The organism is Chryseobacterium sp. Marseille-Q3244 (assembly GCF_940807095.1).
Taxonomy (GTDB): domain Bacteria; phylum Bacteroidota; class Bacteroidia; order Flavobacteriales; family Weeksellaceae; genus Chryseobacterium.
This window is the reverse complement of record NZ_CALNWX010000005.1, coordinates 182,426-199,076: the sequence shown is the minus strand read 5'-3', so window position 1 is coordinate 199,076 and position 16,651 is coordinate 182,426. Positions and strand designations below refer to the sequence as shown.

Annotated in this window: 17 protein-coding genes; 14 read left to right on the top strand and 3 right to left on the bottom strand. The window is 34.0% G+C overall.

Annotation, left to right across the window (positions count from 1 at the left end):
* Positions 1 to 6 precede the first annotated feature (6 nt).
* Positions 7 to 519, top strand: a complete 513-nt coding sequence (gene rplQ / locus NBX25_RS11050; protein WP_105702140.1) for a 50S ribosomal protein L17 — start codon at positions 7 to 9, stop codon at positions 517 to 519.
* Between the two features lie 142 nt (positions 520 to 661).
* Here rplQ and NBX25_RS11045 read toward each other — a convergent pair whose 3' ends face one another.
* Complete coding sequence (locus tag NBX25_RS11045) at positions 662 to 1,096, bottom strand: hypothetical protein (protein WP_123909152.1); 435 nt, start codon at positions 1,094 to 1,096, stop codon at positions 662 to 664.
* Between the two features lie 320 nt (positions 1,097 to 1,416).
* On the opposite strand from NBX25_RS11045, the gene NBX25_RS11040 reads away from it, so the two are divergent.
* From NBX25_RS11040 to NBX25_RS10995, 10 genes are all read left to right on the top strand, one after another.
* Positions 1,417 to 2,049: a response regulator transcription factor gene (locus NBX25_RS11040; RefSeq protein ID WP_123909151.1), complete on the top strand. Its 633-nt coding sequence runs from the start codon at positions 1,417 to 1,419 to the stop codon at positions 2,047 to 2,049.
* Positions 2,050 to 2,055: 6 nt separating this feature from the next.
* Positions 2,056 to 2,784, top strand: a complete 729-nt coding sequence (locus NBX25_RS11035; protein ID WP_250253655.1) for a hypothetical protein — start codon at positions 2,056 to 2,058, stop codon at positions 2,782 to 2,784.
* Between the two features lie 630 nt (positions 2,785 to 3,414).
* Positions 3,415 to 4,194 (top strand): sensor histidine kinase, encoded by a 780-nt coding sequence (locus NBX25_RS11030; protein ID WP_123909149.1) that lies wholly within the window; start codon positions 3,415 to 3,417, stop codon positions 4,192 to 4,194.
* A gap of 122 nt (positions 4,195 to 4,316) precedes the next feature.
* Positions 4,317 to 4,643 carry a hypothetical protein gene (locus tag NBX25_RS11025; protein WP_123909148.1) on the top strand — a complete coding sequence of 109 codons (327 nt, stop codon included), beginning with the start codon at positions 4,317 to 4,319 and terminating at the stop codon, positions 4,641 to 4,643.
* A gap of 26 nt (positions 4,644 to 4,669) precedes the next feature.
* Positions 4,670 to 5,152, top strand: coding sequence for a hypothetical protein (locus NBX25_RS11020; RefSeq protein WP_123909147.1), 483 nt, complete (start codon positions 4,670 to 4,672; stop codon positions 5,150 to 5,152).
* 9 nt (positions 5,153 to 5,161) lie between these two features.
* On the top strand, positions 5,162 to 6,376 hold the full coding sequence (locus NBX25_RS11015; RefSeq protein ID WP_123909146.1) for a hypothetical protein: 1,215 nt from the start codon (positions 5,162 to 5,164) through the stop codon (positions 6,374 to 6,376).
* Positions 6,377 to 6,595: 219 nt separating this feature from the next.
* Positions 6,596 to 7,888, top strand: a complete 1,293-nt coding sequence (eno, locus tag NBX25_RS11010; protein ID WP_045491082.1) for a phosphopyruvate hydratase — start codon at positions 6,596 to 6,598, stop codon at positions 7,886 to 7,888.
* Positions 7,889 to 7,972: 84 nt separating this feature from the next.
* Positions 7,973 to 9,259: a citrate synthase gene (locus NBX25_RS11005; protein ID WP_065395929.1), complete on the top strand. Its 1,287-nt coding sequence runs from the start codon at positions 7,973 to 7,975 to the stop codon at positions 9,257 to 9,259.
* A gap of 439 nt (positions 9,260 to 9,698) precedes the next feature.
* A complete protein-coding gene (locus NBX25_RS11000) occupies positions 9,699 to 10,763 on the top strand; it encodes a helix-turn-helix domain-containing protein (protein WP_250253654.1) in 1,065 nt (354 codons plus the stop codon).
* Positions 10,764 to 10,843: 80 nt separating this feature from the next.
* Positions 10,844 to 13,018: an outer membrane beta-barrel protein gene (locus tag NBX25_RS10995; protein ID WP_250253653.1), complete on the top strand. Its 2,175-nt coding sequence runs from the start codon at positions 10,844 to 10,846 to the stop codon at positions 13,016 to 13,018.
* Positions 13,019 to 13,055: 37 nt separating this feature from the next.
* Here the strand turns inward: NBX25_RS10995 and NBX25_RS10990 are convergent, their stop codons facing one another.
* Both NBX25_RS10990 and NBX25_RS10985 read right to left on the bottom strand, forming a co-directional pair.
* Positions 13,056 to 13,214 (bottom strand): hypothetical protein, encoded by a 159-nt coding sequence (locus NBX25_RS10990; RefSeq protein ID WP_164464413.1) that lies wholly within the window; start codon positions 13,212 to 13,214, stop codon positions 13,056 to 13,058.
* 517 nt (positions 13,215 to 13,731) lie between these two features.
* Positions 13,732 to 13,896 (bottom strand): hypothetical protein, encoded by a 165-nt coding sequence (locus tag NBX25_RS10985; RefSeq protein ID WP_164464412.1) that lies wholly within the window; start codon positions 13,894 to 13,896, stop codon positions 13,732 to 13,734.
* 291 nt (positions 13,897 to 14,187) lie between these two features.
* On the opposite strand from NBX25_RS10985, the gene NBX25_RS10980 reads away from it, so the two are divergent.
* From NBX25_RS10980 to ctlX, 3 genes are all read left to right on the top strand, one after another.
* On the top strand, positions 14,188 to 15,102 hold the full coding sequence (locus tag NBX25_RS10980) for a dimethylarginine dimethylaminohydrolase family protein (protein WP_250253652.1): 915 nt from the start codon (positions 14,188 to 14,190) through the stop codon (positions 15,100 to 15,102).
* Positions 15,103 to 15,198: 96 nt separating this feature from the next.
* A complete protein-coding gene (locus tag NBX25_RS10975; protein ID WP_123909142.1) occupies positions 15,199 to 15,606 on the top strand; it encodes a four helix bundle protein in 408 nt (135 codons plus the stop codon).
* A 55-nt stretch (positions 15,607 to 15,661) separates the two neighbouring features.
* A complete protein-coding gene (gene ctlX, locus NBX25_RS10970; RefSeq protein WP_123909141.1) occupies positions 15,662 to 16,585 on the top strand; it encodes a citrulline utilization hydrolase CtlX in 924 nt (307 codons plus the stop codon).
* Positions 16,586 to 16,651 lie beyond the last annotated feature (66 nt).

Genomic DNA, 16,651 nt, shown 5'->3' with positions numbered 1-16,651 from the left:
TTAATAATGAGACACGGTAAAAAATTCAATCACTTAGGAAGAACAGCTTCTCACAGAAGTGCTTTACTTTCTAATATGGCTTGTTCTCTAATTGAGCATAAAAGAATCAACACTACTGTAGCTAAAGCTAAAGCTTTAAGAGTATATGTTGAGCCTCTATTAACAAAAGCAAAAGAAGATACTACACACAACAGAAGAGTAGTATTCTCTTACCTTCAAAATAAATTTGCGGTTGCTGAATTATTCAGAACTGTAGCTCCTAAAATCGCTGAAAGAAACGGTGGTTATACAAGAATCATTAAGACAGGTTTCAGACCAGGTGATGCTGCTGATATGGCTCTTATCGAATTGGTAGATTTCAACGAGCTTTACAACCCTAATGCTGAAGAGAAAAAAGCTACAAGAAGAAGCAGAAGATCTACACCAGCTAAAGCAGCAGTTGTTGCTGATGCTCCAGTTGTAGAAGAAAAAGTAGAAGAAGCTAAAGCTGACACTACTGAAGAAAAAACTGAAGAATAATATTCATTCAGATATAAAATGAAAACCATCCGGATTCCGGATGGTTTTTTTTATGCCGTATAGACTATAGAGAGTTGACTCTAATTTTATGCTTAATAAGAAAGTCAATGTAAAAAGCCGTCCCATGGGACGGCTTATATTTTTATATTTTGGTTCTTTTTAATTCAATAATATTGCTGCCTTGCTCAAGGTGAAGACTATCACCTTTTACTCTTGCAGTCATATCATCTTTCTTATAAATGGTTTCATCACCTTTGGTATCTGTTTTAGGTAAAGTAAATGTTTTTTTGTTACTGGTAATGGCTACAGTACTTTCCTTCGGATCATTTTTGAAAACAACCTTTACCAGAGTACCATCTGTTGCTTTATAAACGAAATCTGTTTTTTCGTATTTTTTACCATTGACATCTACTATGGTTGAACTTTCATTTACAGAATCAATCTTTCCGTTATTATCTGTAACTACGGTTTCTGAGCTGTCTGTTTTAATAATACTCTTATTTCCGCTTTCACTTTTTTTGCAGCTGATTACACTTAATGTAAGCACAGCGCCTAGTGCTAAAAGACTTTTTTTCATGATTATATTATTTGAATTCAATATGATTTTTACCTTTTAATTTTACAAAAATCATGCCTTACAATATCATGATTTTTTGCTGTTTTTACAAGTAACTTGTATTTTTTATTCTTGGTTTTGACTCATGAAATCATTCTCAATATAATGCGGTTAGGGTGAATTAACATTTATTAAAAAAAAATGGTTTTGGATTGGAAAAATAATTAATTTTAATAAGATTAAAAACTAACCATAACGCTAAACTCAAACTTTAGGATTACACAAAAGTGTAATTGACTCCGTTTTATTTTCTGCTGATATTTGTTTCAAATAATAAAGACATGAGCATTTCCATTGCCATAGTAGAAGACGAGAAGAACTACAACAATGCGTTGAAGAAGGTAATCAATTACCAACAGGATATGAAAGTAGTGGCTCAGTTCTTTGATGGGAATGATGCCCTGAAAAACCTTCCTGATATTTCTCCCAATGTTGTCATGATGGATATCCAGCTACAGGATATGCTGGGAATTGAAATCATTGAAAAGCTTAAAAAAGACATGCCCGAAACCCAGTTCATTATGTGTACCAGTTTTGAAGATGATGAAAAGATCTTTAATTCTTTAAAAGCTGGAGCCATAGGATACCTTGTGAAAGGAGAAAGCATGGACAAAATACTTTCCTCAATTCGGGATGTCTATAATGGAGGTGCTCCCATGAGCTTCTCTATTGCCCGGAGAGTTCTTCAGCATTTTGAAAGGACACTTTCCGAAATTAAAGGCTTCGATGAATTGACTGGCAGGGAAAAAGAAATTCTTGAACTTCTTTCACAGGGACTTCTCTACAAAGAAATTGCCGATAAAAAATGCATCAGTATGGATACTGTGAAAAAGCATGTGGGAAATATTTACCGAAAACTCCACGTCAATAATAAAGTGGAGGCTATTAATAAATTTAACCATTTTAAAAACTAAGACATTATGAAAACCAAACTATCAGAATTTTTTTTTCATGAAAACATTGAAGAAATGCCAAAATCTTTTCTTGAAGCTTTTGCCGTAAGCCCTTTACCAGAAAGTGATTTTATTGAACTTACAGGAGAATTTAAACGCTTAAAAAACCAAAATGAAATTTCCTTTACGGACTCTTTAATAGTTGACGCAGCGCTTATTCAGATTATTTTAAGATCTTCAAAAAAGTATGTTAACTTCTGCTTTGTTGAAAAAAATAAAAATATTTCTTTAATGATCCATTTATCTGACAGTATTGTCTCTTTAGACTCTGACGATGAAGTCTATAGTCTGGAAGAAGTTCAGAATGGAGGACTCACGGTATATAATTTAATTCCATCAACGGATCTCGTTGACTTTCTTAAGGAAAAGAAAAATTATGAGGCGGGACTTGGAGATTATGTGGATAGAATAACCAATATGGTTAATACCCGCATTGTATCTTATGAGGTGGACGATATTGCTCTATTTAATTTTAATATTTCTAAATCTTATTCTGCTATGTGGAGATTTTTTAAATATGTTAAAATAAGTTTTATTCTGTTTAAAAGAATAAAAGGATCAATTCTCGATCCTGAATATAAAAAAAGACTAGGAAGACTTTCAATTGCTATGCAATATTGTTTTGAAACTCAAGATCCGGAAGGTAAACAGATGTCTTTTAGCAATCCTTCTGATATAACCAGTTTATGGCCTTAACCGTATTTTATTATATATATTGTTGTAGTTTATTAACGCTTACAATATTATTTTTCACTTTGGGAATAAGAAAGAAATTTTATTCCCAAAGTTTCTTTTTTATATATCTGTTAGTCACTTTATTAGTAGATGTTGTCATGGGCTTTGCAGAAAAAATAATAAAGGTAGATGAACCTAACGCTATACGATTTAATTTTTATATCATTTTTTCAATGTTCTATTTTCTCTATTTGTATTGGGATAAAAAGCGTTGGAATATTTTTTTAATTATTCTTTCGGCTCTGTGTTTATTCTTTATTTATGTGTTGAAAATAGATCTCCTGAACAATATTTTCGATTTGAAATTAGGCTTCATTATCTCTTTTTTTTATATCATTCTTTCATTGTCATGGCTTTTGAAAAAAAACTATTATTTTGATGGAGCAAAGATTATAGATAATCCGTTATACTGGATCAGTCTTTCGCAAATTGTTTGGGCCAGCTTTTTTATTTTAAGAACAGTTCCCATGTATTATTTTAATGATTCTAATAAAGGTATTTTAAGCTTTAGCAAGATCCTTTTTATTGCCGGAAATTATATCTGTATTATCTTATACACTTTTTCGTATTTTAAATGGAAAAAAAATAGCTATGCCGGACAAGATTAAACTTACCATACTTTTAATAAGTATAATCATTGTTTTTATAGTGATAAGTTTGGCTTTTATAACCTATCTTTTTAATAAAAAAAGACTGCTTTTTATACAGGAACAGAAACTTCAGGAAGCAGAACATCAAAATCAGCTTCTCCAGAAAGAATTGGAAAAGCAAAAATCCATAGAGCAGGAACGTGAACGTATTTCTCATGATATGCATGATGATCTCGGTGCAGGTATCTCCGCACTGAAGCTTCAGGCAGAATTTTTAAAACAGAAGGCTGATGATGAAGATCTACAGAATGATATCGCAGAACTTCTGAAAACTTCCGAGGAAATGAATATTTCCATGCGGGAAATGCTTTGGAGTCTGAACTCAGGAAATGATACACTAGGAAGCTTTGTTGATTATGCCATACTTTATACCGGGAACTTTTTAAAGAAAACAAAAATTATCCTTCATTCAGAATGCGAAGACATTATTTCTGATACTCCCATTTCTACAGAGTTGAGACGTAATCTTTTTTTATGCTTAAAAGAAGCGGTTAACAATGTCTATAAACATAGTCAGGCAAATACACTAAAACTTTCATTCTCTCAAAATCAAAATCATTTTTTAATGAAGATTCAGGATAACGGAACCGGTATTCTTGAAGAACAATCAGAAGGAAACGGACTTAGAAATATGAAAAGAAGGATGAGTGAAGCGGAAGGGGAGTGTAAAGTATGCTCTACAAGTTCCGGAACTAATCTGATCTTCAAAGTTACATTGTAATTACTAATAATTTTTATTTACAGCACCATTAGAAATGGTGCTGTTTTGTTTTATAATCACCCTTTTGTGTAATTGACAGGTATATTTTTTAGAGGGAACTTTGATATATAAAACCAATAGCCATGAAAACTTTAATTAATGACAGTATTGAAGATTTAGAAACTGCTTTGAAAAACAACAGTGATCTTCAGGAGAAGTTTAAAACCAATCCTGTAGAGGCCATTAGAAGTGTGGAAATAAGAAATCCCAAAGACACGGATTACTGGATTTACAGGATTATTGTGATTATGCTTGGCTTGGCCATTATAGCCATTATCGCAGGACTCATTCTTCTTTCCTTTTGGAGTGAAGGAGAGCCAGACAGTCAACTGGTAACCATCTTTGCTACCATTTCATCAGGAGCCATTGGAGCTTTAGCTGGCCTTTTATCTCCTTCACCTAGGAAATAAATTATTAAACTTTAAAAACTAAAATCATGAAAACTAAAAAAGATCAATTAACAAGAATTATAAATACCCAATCTCAATTACTCAATCTTAAAATTATGGAACTACAGATGGGTAGTGTTTTATCAGGCACACAGGAAAATGACAGTAGATATGTTGCTGCTAAAAATATAAGACTTCCGGATGATGGATCTCAGATTACTGTTTCAATTTACTTTGGTGGGGAGGGACAGTTAGGATCCGCTACACTTAAGGTTTTGAGAACCAATCAGGAAAGTAAATTCATTAAAGAATCTATTGACAATATTTTAATAGGAACATGTAATGAGCTTATTGGACATGTTTTGAATATAGAATCTTTTATACAGGATGTAAGTAGAGAGAGCAATAAAACTATTTTGACTGTAAAGATTAGAAATGCAGGAAAAGTTATTTATGATGATACCCATGTTTCTGAAGTTAAAACTGAAGGCGGAGTTTCATTATATACACATCATATTACATTTTATTAAAAAATAGCCATGAAAACATTAAAATTGACTTATGTACTAGTCCTTCTTTTACTTTCATATTTTTGTTTCGGACAGGAAGAAAAAGAGAAAGGAATAGACTTAGATATACTAAGAGCTCAGGCATCACCAGGAGCGAATCTGTTAGGAATTGCTAATTCTGATATTGAAAAACCTACAGATCTTAAAAGTATCATGGTTGCATTAAGAGAGGGAACCAGTAATTTTTCAAGTTTACCTACTTCATTTGCTATTGATCTGGCACCATTTAAATTGAATGGAAATTATCAGGATTTAAGAGCTAATACTGATTTTGCTACAACATTTAAGCAGACATTTGTAACTTCTTTAGCTTATAAAGGAATAGCAGCAGATGAAGATCTGAATTTAGAAGAAAAATCAAGGATAGGTTTCGGGATAAAGTTTTCTATTAAAAGGGGAAAATTCAATAGTGAAACGATGAGTGCATTAGATAAAATTCACGAAGTCCATCAATTGTTACAGGAACGAAGAATCTGGGCGAATAATACCAGTCCGGAATTAGCCGAGCTTGACCGTATCAACAGCTCCCTTTTACACAAGAAAAGGCTTTTGGAAGATGCTGAAAAAACAAATACTGTAGAATATAAAGAATTAGAAAAACAGATCGAAGAAATTAGAATTGATATTGAGAACTATCATAAAAAAGTAATTGATGACGAAGAAAAAATACAGGAAATAACAAAAATAGCAAAAGACATTAAACTGGAACGCTTTGGTCTTTTCTTAGATATGTCAATGGGAACCGTTCTTGATTTTAGAACTAATACATTCAATAACTCACAAATATCTAAAGTGGGAGCTTGGCTTACCGGTGGTTATAATTGGCAGAAGAATCCTTCAACATTTATTTTTATGGCCAGATATTTATATAATCCGGATTCATCTTTGGCAAACCCATCATTGAAAAAAGAAAATCTGCATACTTTAGATATGGGTTCACGATTGATATTCAGACTATTTGATGATAAATTTTTTTTGAGTGGAGAATGTATTTATAGAAGTATTTTGAATAAATCAGATTTTGAAGCTTCCTGGAAATATCTTCTTAATTTTGAGTATGAGCTAACTAAAAACCAAAGGCTAACATTCTCATTCGGAAAAGACTTTAATGGCGACTATGAAAAGAAAGGTAACCTTATTGTGGCACTGAATTTATTAGTTGGACTAGGAAGAATGAAACTATAATAGAGAGATGATAGGTAAAAGAACATCAAACATCAATTTCAACTCTCCGGATTATAAGATCCGGAGAGTTTTTTAGTATAATTCCACCCTATCAATTCTCCTGTTTATCATAATATAAATTAACTAAAATTTAACTTGGATTTATTTCAAAAATATCTCCTGAAATACCCCTAAAAGTTAAATTTTGATTAAATTTGTCTAAACTAAAAAAAATAAAAAATGAGTGCAATTTCTTACATAGAAGCAAGACAGATTTTAGATTCCAGAGGTAATCCTACCATTGAAGTGGATGTATTTACAGAAAACGGAGCGATGGGACGTGCAGCTGTTCCTTCAGGAGCATCTACAGGAGAACACGAAGCCGTAGAATTACGTGACGGAGGTTCAGAATATCAGGGGAAAGGAGTTTTGAAAGCTGTTGAAAATGTAAAAGAAGTAATTGCAGAGAATTTAGTTGGACAGCCAGTTTTTGAACAAAACTATATCGATCAGATTATGATTGAGCTTGATGGTACTCCTAACAAAGGAAATCTAGGTGCTAATGCAATCCTTGGGGTTTCTTTGGCAGTAGCAAGAGCAGCTGCAGCAGAACTGGGAATGCCTTTATATAAATATGTAGGAGGGGTAAACGCAAACACGCTTCCTGTTCCAATGATGAATGTAATCAATGGTGGATCTCACTCAGATGCGCCTATCGCATTCCAGGAATTTATGATTATGCCGGTAAAAGCTGATTCTTTCTCTCATGCATTGAGAAAAGGAACAGAAATTTTCCACAATCTGAAATCAATCCTTAAAGGAAGAGGTCTTTCTACAGCAGTTGGTGATGAAGGAGGTTTTGCTCCTACATTCAACGGTACTGAAGACGCTTTAGATACTCTGCTTCAGGCGATCGAAAAGGCAGGATATAAGCCAGGTGACGATATCATGTTGGCATTAGACTGTGCCGCTTCAGAATTCTACAAAGACGGAACTTACGATTACAGAAAATTCGAAGGAGATAAAGGAGCACACAGATCAAGAGAAGAACAGGTTTCTTACCTTGCTGAACTAGCTGCTAAATATCCAATCATCTCTATCGAAGACGGTATGCAGGAAGATGATTGGGAAGGATGGAAAATGTTAACTGATAAAATCGGTGACAGAGTACAGTTGGTAGGTGATGATTTATTTGTAACTAACGTTGACAGATTATCAAGAGGAGTAAAAGAAGGAATTGCAAATTCAATCCTTGTAAAAGTAAACCAGATTGGTTCTCTTTCTGAAACAATGGCAGCAGTACAGATGGCTCAGAACAACAAATTCACTTCAGTAATGTCTCACAGATCGGGGGAAACTGAAGACTCTACCATTGCTGATTTAGCGGTTGCAATGAACTGTGGTCAAATTAAAACAGGTTCAGCTTCAAGATCAGACAGAATGGCAAAATACAACCAGTTGTTGAGAATTGAAGAAGCGCTAGGTGAAACTGCAATTTTCCCAGGTTTAGAAGCATTTAAAATAAAAAGATAATTGAATTTATAAATAACGGCAAGCGATAATTTTTGTTTGCCGTATTTTATGGAAAGTGGTATATTTAAAAAAAATAAATAAATAATGTCAGACAACAAAGTAATATTGAATTACGACGGTAATTCATATGAATATCCAATCGTGGATAGTACTATCGGAGACAGAGGGATTGATATTTCAAAATTAAGAGACCAGACAGGTTTAATCACTCTGGATTTAGGTTACAAAAATACAGGAGCTACTATTAGCGACATCACTTACTTAGACGGAGATAAAGGAGAATTATTCTACAGAGGTTATCCAATCGAGCAAATTGCTGAGAAATCTAACTTTACAGAAGTAATGTATCTTTTATTACATGGAGAATTACCTACTCAGGATCAATTTACTTCTTTCGACAACAATATTAAAAAATATAACTTCATCGCAGATGAGATGAAAAAGATCATTGATGTTTTTCCTCGTTCTGCTCACCCTATGGGAGTTTTATCTTCTATGACGTCTGCATTGACAGCTTTCAACCCGAAAGCCGTTAACGTAAACTCTAAAGAAGAAATGGATCACGCAGCTGAGCTGATGATCGCTAAATTCTCTCACCTTTGTGCTTGGACGTACAGAAAAACTCAAGGTTTACCATTAAACCACGGAGATAACAACCTAAGCTATGTAGAGAACTTCTACAAAATGGCATTCAGATTACCAAACGCTGATTTCGAAATCGATCCGGTAGTAGTAAATGCATTAGATAAACTATTAATCCTTCACGCTGACCACGAGCAAAACTGTTCTACTTCTACAGTAAGAATGGTAGGTTCTGCTCACACAGGTCTTTTTGCTTCTATCTCTGCTGGAGTATCTGCACTTTGGGGACCACTTCACGGTGGTGCTAACCAAGCTGTAATCGAAATGCTTGAGCTTATTGAGAAAGATGGTGGTGACGTATCTAAATATGTAGCTAAAGCTAAAGATAAAGGAGATAGCTTCCGTCTAATGGGATTCGGACACAGAGTGTACAAAAACTTCGATCCAAGAGCGAAAATTATCAAGAAAGCTGCTGATGACATCCTTAAAGCATTAGGAATTCAGGATAAAGCTCTTGATATTGCAATGCAGTTAGAAAGAGTAGCCCTTGAAGATGAGTACTTCGTAGAAAGAAAACTATATCCAAACGTAGACTTCTACTCTGGTATCATCTACAGAGCACTAGGAATTCCTACAGAAATGTTCACTGTAATGTTTGCATTAGGAAGACTACCAGGATGGATCTCTCAATGGAAAGAAATGAGATTAAAAGGAGACCCAATCGGAAGACCAAGACAGGTTTACCAAGGTGCTCAGGAAAGAAACTATATCGATATCGCAAGCAGATAATATTTGCTTTTACCATATCAAAATCCCAAGGCTTGCTTTGGGATTTTTTGTTTTTTAATGGTTAGGAGCTGTTTCCCGCTATCCACTTTTACTCCTCGCGCCCATGCTGTCCAAAACCTGCTGTGGGGTAGCCGTTTCTATCAGGGCTAAGGATATAGGGCATTATAATATCCGGACAACGTTATCCACAATGTTATCCACAACGCTTATTATTCAATAGAAACGGGCTTTAGCCCGTTTAGAAATAAAAAATTCCATTGGCTTTAGCCAAAACCTAAAAAAATTCCATCTATCTGGAATTCAATTCAATAATTTATTAAATTTACTCTTGTAAAAAGATAAGTTTCGGCTAAAGCCAAATGAATGATATTTATCGATGAAATGGACTAAAGTCCGTTTCTATTGATAGAACAATTGATATTAGAAAAATAAATAAGCCATGACCTTCGGACAGCAGATGCTTTTTTTCTTTAGTGCAGTAGGAGCCTTTAATGGGTTGCTGCTTGGTATTTATCTGCTGTTTGTCAAAAAACTGAAATGTATACCTGATTTTTTCCTTGGAATTCTGTTGCTCATGCTAAGTTTAAGAGTGGGAATCTCAGTTTGCATCTACTTTTACCCTGATTTACCAAGATTAATTCCTTATTTGGGCTTGGCCGCATTGTTCTTTACAGGTCCAGCTTTATATTATTATGTGAAGGCATCTTTTCAACAGGAATATTTTGATTTGAAAAATTGCCGCATGTTATTTGGAATCCTTACTTTGGTCTTAGGAACTGTAGGTTTGCTTTATCTGTTCTTTCCTGTGACTTGGGATCGTTATATTGGAACTTTTATATACACTGTCTGGTCAGTATTTATTTGTCTCACAGTTTATCAGTATTATATTTTTTCTAAGCAGAATATTATAAGTACTAACAGATTTGTTCTTCCGGTTCTGATCAGTAATGTGATTATCTTTTTGACTTACCAGCTTATTTCTACAGGTTGGATACAGATCTATTGTGCAGGAGGAAGCTTAGTTTTTTCATTCGTTCTGTATGCTAATTTTTTAATCTTATTCAATAAAAAAGATCAGCAGATCCCGGTAAAAGATCCCGGCAGCAGATATTCCAATAAAAAGATTTCCGAAGAGCAGGCGGATAATTTTGCTTCCAGATTAGAAAAACTGATGAACGTAGAAGAACTCTATAAAAATCCGAATCTTAAATTAAGTGACCTTGCCTTCAGAATGAATATATCGACTCATCAGCTTTCCCAGCTGTTGAACGATAACTTAGGTAAAAGTTTTTCCACCTACATTAATGAATACAGAATCGGTGAAGCCTGTGGAAAAATAGAAAATGGCTCTTATTTAAAAATTGAAGAGATTGGTTATGAAGTAGGATTCAACTCAAAATCAACTTTCTTTTCAACGTTCAAGAAAATAAAGAATACAACACCACTTTTATACAAGCAAACACAAACACCTTCTGATACTGGGTTTCATAGTCTTAATTTATAATTTCGTACTGCGGAATTTTAATTTCAAAACCTGATTTTTGCAACAAGCCAATACTTTTGATCTCATAAAATTTAAAAATTATGATGATCAAATTATGGTTATTTCTGTTACTGCTTTTTCTTTCTGTTTTTGGTAATGCACAGCAAACCACAGGACAAAAGGTATCAGATTCTCTTGCTCAACAAAAGCCTCCGACAACAAACATTTCAGAAGTTGTGATCCAATCCGCCCCACGACGAATCAAATTAAATGATGGAAATTTGACGATGGCTGTTTCCGGTAATAAAGATTTTAAAACTTCTACCCATCTTCTCGATGTACTGAGAAAAACACCGGGAGTTACTGTTGATCAGGAAGAGGGAATTTTTATTGGGGGAAGAGTGACCCCCGCTATATTCATTGATGGCAAACCTATTGTAATGAGTAATCAGGAGTTGCAGGCTTATTTGCGGTCTTTATCACCAGAAATGGTAGAATCTATCGAAGTAAACACGAATCCATCTTCAAAATATGATGCTGAGTTTAAAGGAATTATCGATATTAAACTAAAAAAGAATACCAATCTGGGTTGGAAAGGAAGCTATAATGGAAATGTGTATGCATATAAGTTCAATTCCCGGGAGAATACTTTGAATATTACTTATAACACAGAAAAAGTAGCGTACAGTTTGCAGGCTGGATATAATGATGGAATCTCAGTTTACCGATACAATGCCCTACAAAGGCTAGCTAATACCAATGTTATGAGGACCAGGACCTATCAGGAGGATCAGATAAAGGTGTACAGCATTCAGGCAGGAGCAGATTTCAGATTGAATGATAAAAATAGACTAAGCTTGAATCTCAGAGGTAACTTCAGGGATATTGACCGGATGCGCTTAGGTTCATTATATACTACGGACAAAAGTGAAACACAGCTTGTTTTTAATACTGAAAATGAAAACCCAATGTACTATTTCCAGAACAATTACGGAATTACTACTGATTATTCTTTTCAGAATAAAGGATTTAAGATAAGTTTTTTAGGCAATTATCTTTCGGTGAAAAACAAACAGCAGGACGATTTTATTAATAAAGATAAGTCTTCTTCAGCGGTATTGTCCTATTGGAAATCTGACCTTGTCAATAAGATCGATATTTATACAGGACAAATTGATGCTTCTCAAAAAATAGGGGATGCAGAGATAGAAGCGGGGCTTAAATATAGCCAGTCTAATACCCATAACAATATCAGATATGACAGGCTATCAGTAAATAACCAGTTTGTCTTCGATCCCGGGAGAAGTAATCTGTTTTCCTACAAAGAGAAAATAGTTGCAGGTTATCTGGCATATAGACAAAAATTTGGAAAACTTCAGATCAGTGCAGGATTAAGGTTTGAAAATACAAATAGTATTTCTGATGCTGTTACTGTAGATTCTATTGTTTCAAGAAATTATCTGGAATGGCTACCATCCTTCAGTGCAAATTATACTTTCAATAAATCTAATGAGTTTTCGTTGGCTTATAGCAGAAAAATAACAAGACCCGTTTTTTCACAGCTTAATCCGTTTCGGTATTACTTCAGTCCTTTGAATTACTGGATGGGAAATCCTTATTTGCAGCCTTCTTTTACCAGCCAGGTCAGAGCAACCTATCGATATAAAAATTGGATCACAAGTTTTACGGTAGGAAAAGAAAAAGATGTTATGACCCGTTATCCAAGATATAATCCGAAAACCAATGTATTGGAATATCTGGGAACGAACCTTCCGTACCGTAATTTTGCAGTGTTGGAAACAAGTTTTCCAGTGAAAATTACAAAATGGTGGAATATAACAAGCCAGATTACTGGATATTATAATTATGAGTTCAGACCTTATCTTGATCAGGTTTTTACACTGGGCATTTATAACTATGAAATCAGGGTAAATCAAGTGTTTACTTTACCCAAAGGATACACCGTTAATCTATTTGCTAATTATGAATCTAAAACCGGAAACAGTCTTTATATTATCAAACCACGTTATAGCATAGATCTATCCATTCAAAAATCCTGGTTGGATAATAAACTGAACACGAAGATCGGCTATAATAATATTTTTGATACTTATGATCAGAAGTTAGAGTTTAGGTATAAACAGATTATAGACAATCAGTTTAGGCATTGGTGGGATAACAGCCGGTTCTTTTTTTCACTGAGTTATAGTTTTGGTGGTTCAAAATATCAGGCAAAAGAAACCCAGAGAACGGATGAAGAGAATAGAGCAAGATAAAAGAAAACCTGCTTAGAAAAGCAGGTTTATTATTTTATTAAGGGCAAACGCAGTTACCACATGTCCAGATTCTGCAGCTACCATCTTCATTCCACTCACAGCAGTATCTTTCTCTGTTTATTCCACCGATTACCGATTTTTGTTGCTCTCTTCCTAATTTTTGTGCGTTTTTTAGCACAGGATTTTTCTTGTTCATGATTTTGTTGTTTTTGATGTTAATAGATAGTTAAGTTCTGATTTTTTTATGGACATTGACATCTATCACAAGTATAGAGCGTGCATTTTCCTGACGGATCCCATTCACAGCATCTTTTGCCTGCTGAGATTCCTATTCCACCTACTACTGATTTTTGTTGCTCTCTTCCTAATTTTTGTGCGTTTTTTAGCACAGGATTTTTCTTGTTCATGATTTTGATTTTTTGATGTTGATAGTTAAGTTTTAAATAATATAATTTAATGATAAATTATATCACTAATATATGACTTTATTTTGTTTAAAAAAGAATTTTTTATTATTATGTGTGTGAAATTTAATAAGTTGTATTGTATTAAATAGAATTTCAACAATTTTTTATCATAAAATAAAGAAGATAGAGTACGACTCAGAAAGGTGAAATTGAAAGTTACTGTTACAAAAACCCTTTTACATATAATTTGATGTAGGCGCATTAAAAAAGCCGTATCAAAATTCATGAAACGGCTTTCTCAATATTTTATGGACAACCACATCTGTTACATACCCAGAGGAAGCATGCTCCAGTTACATCATCATATTCACAGCATTTTCTAGGCCCTGTAAATTCACCTCCAATAATAAATTTTTGTTGGTCTCTTTCTAATTTTCGTGCATTTTTCAGCACAGGATTTTTCTTGTTCATGACTTTGATTTTTGATGTTAATAATAAAGTTTTAGCATATATAATTCCGCGAAAATTATATCACTAATGTAGGATGTTAAATTGTAAAAAAAATCTATTTTTCTGTTCTTATGTAGATGAAATATAGTAGGTTGTAGACGTTTTTGTGTGCTTTATACTACGGTTTGTTGGATAGGGGGAGAATTTCGCTAAAAGAAGGTGCTTGCAAAGGCCAAATTTCAGACATAAAATAATCCAAAAATTTTCTAGATAGAGACCTTTACTTATATTTGTAGTATTGCATAAATCTTTATGAGACTAAACATTAAAAACGAAACGGGTAGGCTGAAGTCAGTAGTTCTAGGCCAGCCTAATTCATTGGGAGCTGTTCCCACACTAGAGGAGAGTTATGACGCGAAGTCATATTACTCAATCGAACACAACATTTATCCTAAGGAAGTGGATATCATCAATGAGATGAACGCTTTTGAAGCGGTATTAAAAAAGTATGACGTTGAAGTACTTCGTCCAAGCATTATCCAAGATTATAATCAGGTCTTTTCAAGAGATGTAGCCTTTGTAATTGACGATAAAATGATTATTTCCAACGTAATTGCAGACAGAGCAGATGAGCAGGAAGCATACAAAAGCGTATTTGAAAAAGTAGCCTGGAGAAAAATTATTAATCTTCCGGAAACAGCACATATCGAAGGCGGAGATGTTATCGTATGGAATGATTTCATTTTCATAGGAACCTGCTTCAGCGAAGATTACAGAAATTATAAAACGGCAAGAACCAACGAGTATGCCATTGAAATTTTAAAAGAATACTTTCCAAAGAAAAGAATCATTGATCTTGAACTGAAGAAAAATGATAAAGTACCTTTTGAAGGAATTTTACACCTGGACTGTACTTTCAATCCTGTAGGAGAAGATAAATGTATTATCTATAAAAACGGATTCGTAGACGAAAGCGATTACCGCCTAATCATCGATATCTTTGGAGAGGAAAACTGTTTCCACATCAATGATGAAGAAATGTTTGAAATGTTCCCGAATATTTTCTCTATTTCTCCAGATGTTGTAGTTTCAGACAAAGCATTCACGAGAATGAACAACCATTTAAGAAATGAGTGGGGAATGACTGTGGAAGAAATTCCTTACAGAGAAATCTCAAAAATGGGAGGACTGTTGAGATGCTCTACAATGCCTCTTGTAAGAGAGTAATTGAGTTATAGAGTAGGAAAGTATTAGAGTATTAGAGTAGGAGTGTTTTTAGGTTGGGAGATTTTGAGTATAATTTTTTAATCTTAAATAATCATTATGTCAACAATTAAATTTCATCAAGACCTAAAAGTTTATCAAAAGTCTTTTGAGGCAGCTCAACAGATTTATGAATTCTCTAAGATCTTTCCAAAAGAAGAACTCTATTCTCTTACAGACCAGATAAGAAGATCATCAAGATCTGTTACAGCTAATATAAGTGAAGCATGGGGGAAAAGACGATATGAGAAATCCTTTATTGCTAAACTTACAGACTCTGAAGGCGAAGCACGGGAATCACAAACATGGCTTCAGTTTGCTTACGCCTGCAATTATATGAATGAAGAGCAATTTAATAATTTGCATAATCAGTATAATCAAATAATAGGGATGTTAATTAATATGATTAATCAGTCAGAAAAATGGTGCTCATTTTCTTCGTTTGATACGGAACAGAAGGATCGATAGACCAGACTGACAACTCACAAACCCTCATACCCTAACACCCTCAAACTTTAAAAACATGCAAACGACAGATACAGTATTAATGATAGAACCGATTGCATTCGGTTACAACGCAGAAACTGCAAAAAATAATTACTTTCAGGTAGAACAGACAGGTTCTGATATTCAATCAAAGGCTTTAGCAGAGTTCAATACCTTTGTTGGAAAGCTGAGAGAGAAAGGAATCAATGTAATTACCATAAAAGATACATTAGATCCTCATACACCGGATTCCATTTTCCCTAATAATTGGGTAAGTTTCCACAAAGATGGAAAAGTGGTTTTATATCCGATGTTCGCTTCCAACAGAAGAGTGGAAAGACGCGATGATATTATAGAAAGTATCAAAGATCAGGGATTTGAAGTTGCTGAAATTGACGACTGGTCATTTCCTGAAACTCAGGGACATTTCCTGGAAGGAACAGGAAGTATGATCTTCGATCACGATAATAAGATTGCTTACGGATCTGTTTCCTTGAGATTAGATGAAAACCTATTCAGAGAATTCTGTGAAAAATATGGCTTTACACCAGTAGTTTTCCATTCTTATCAAACGGTGGGTACAGAAAGACTTCCTATTTATCACACCAATGTAATGATGTGTGTGGCAGACCGGTTTGTCGTTATTTGTCTTGACTGTATTGATGATGAGCTGGAAAGAGAAAAGGTGATTGAAACCATTAAAAATTCAGGAAAAGAAATCGTTGAAATTTCAGAAGAGCAAATGCAGCAGTTTGCAGGAAATATGCTTCAGGTTCAGAATAAAGAAGGTGAAAAATTCCTTGTTATGAGTCAGACAGCTTATCAATCTTTAACTTCGGAGCAAGTAGCTGCCATTGAAAAATATTGCGAAATTATTTACTCTGATTTAAATACCATTGAAGTAAACGGTGGTGGAAGTGCAAGATGTATGCTTGCTGAGGTTTTTCTTCCTAAAAAATAATTAAAATCATTACCATTATATTCTTCTGACTTTGGAAACAGGGCCAGAAGTTTTTTTTATCATTCA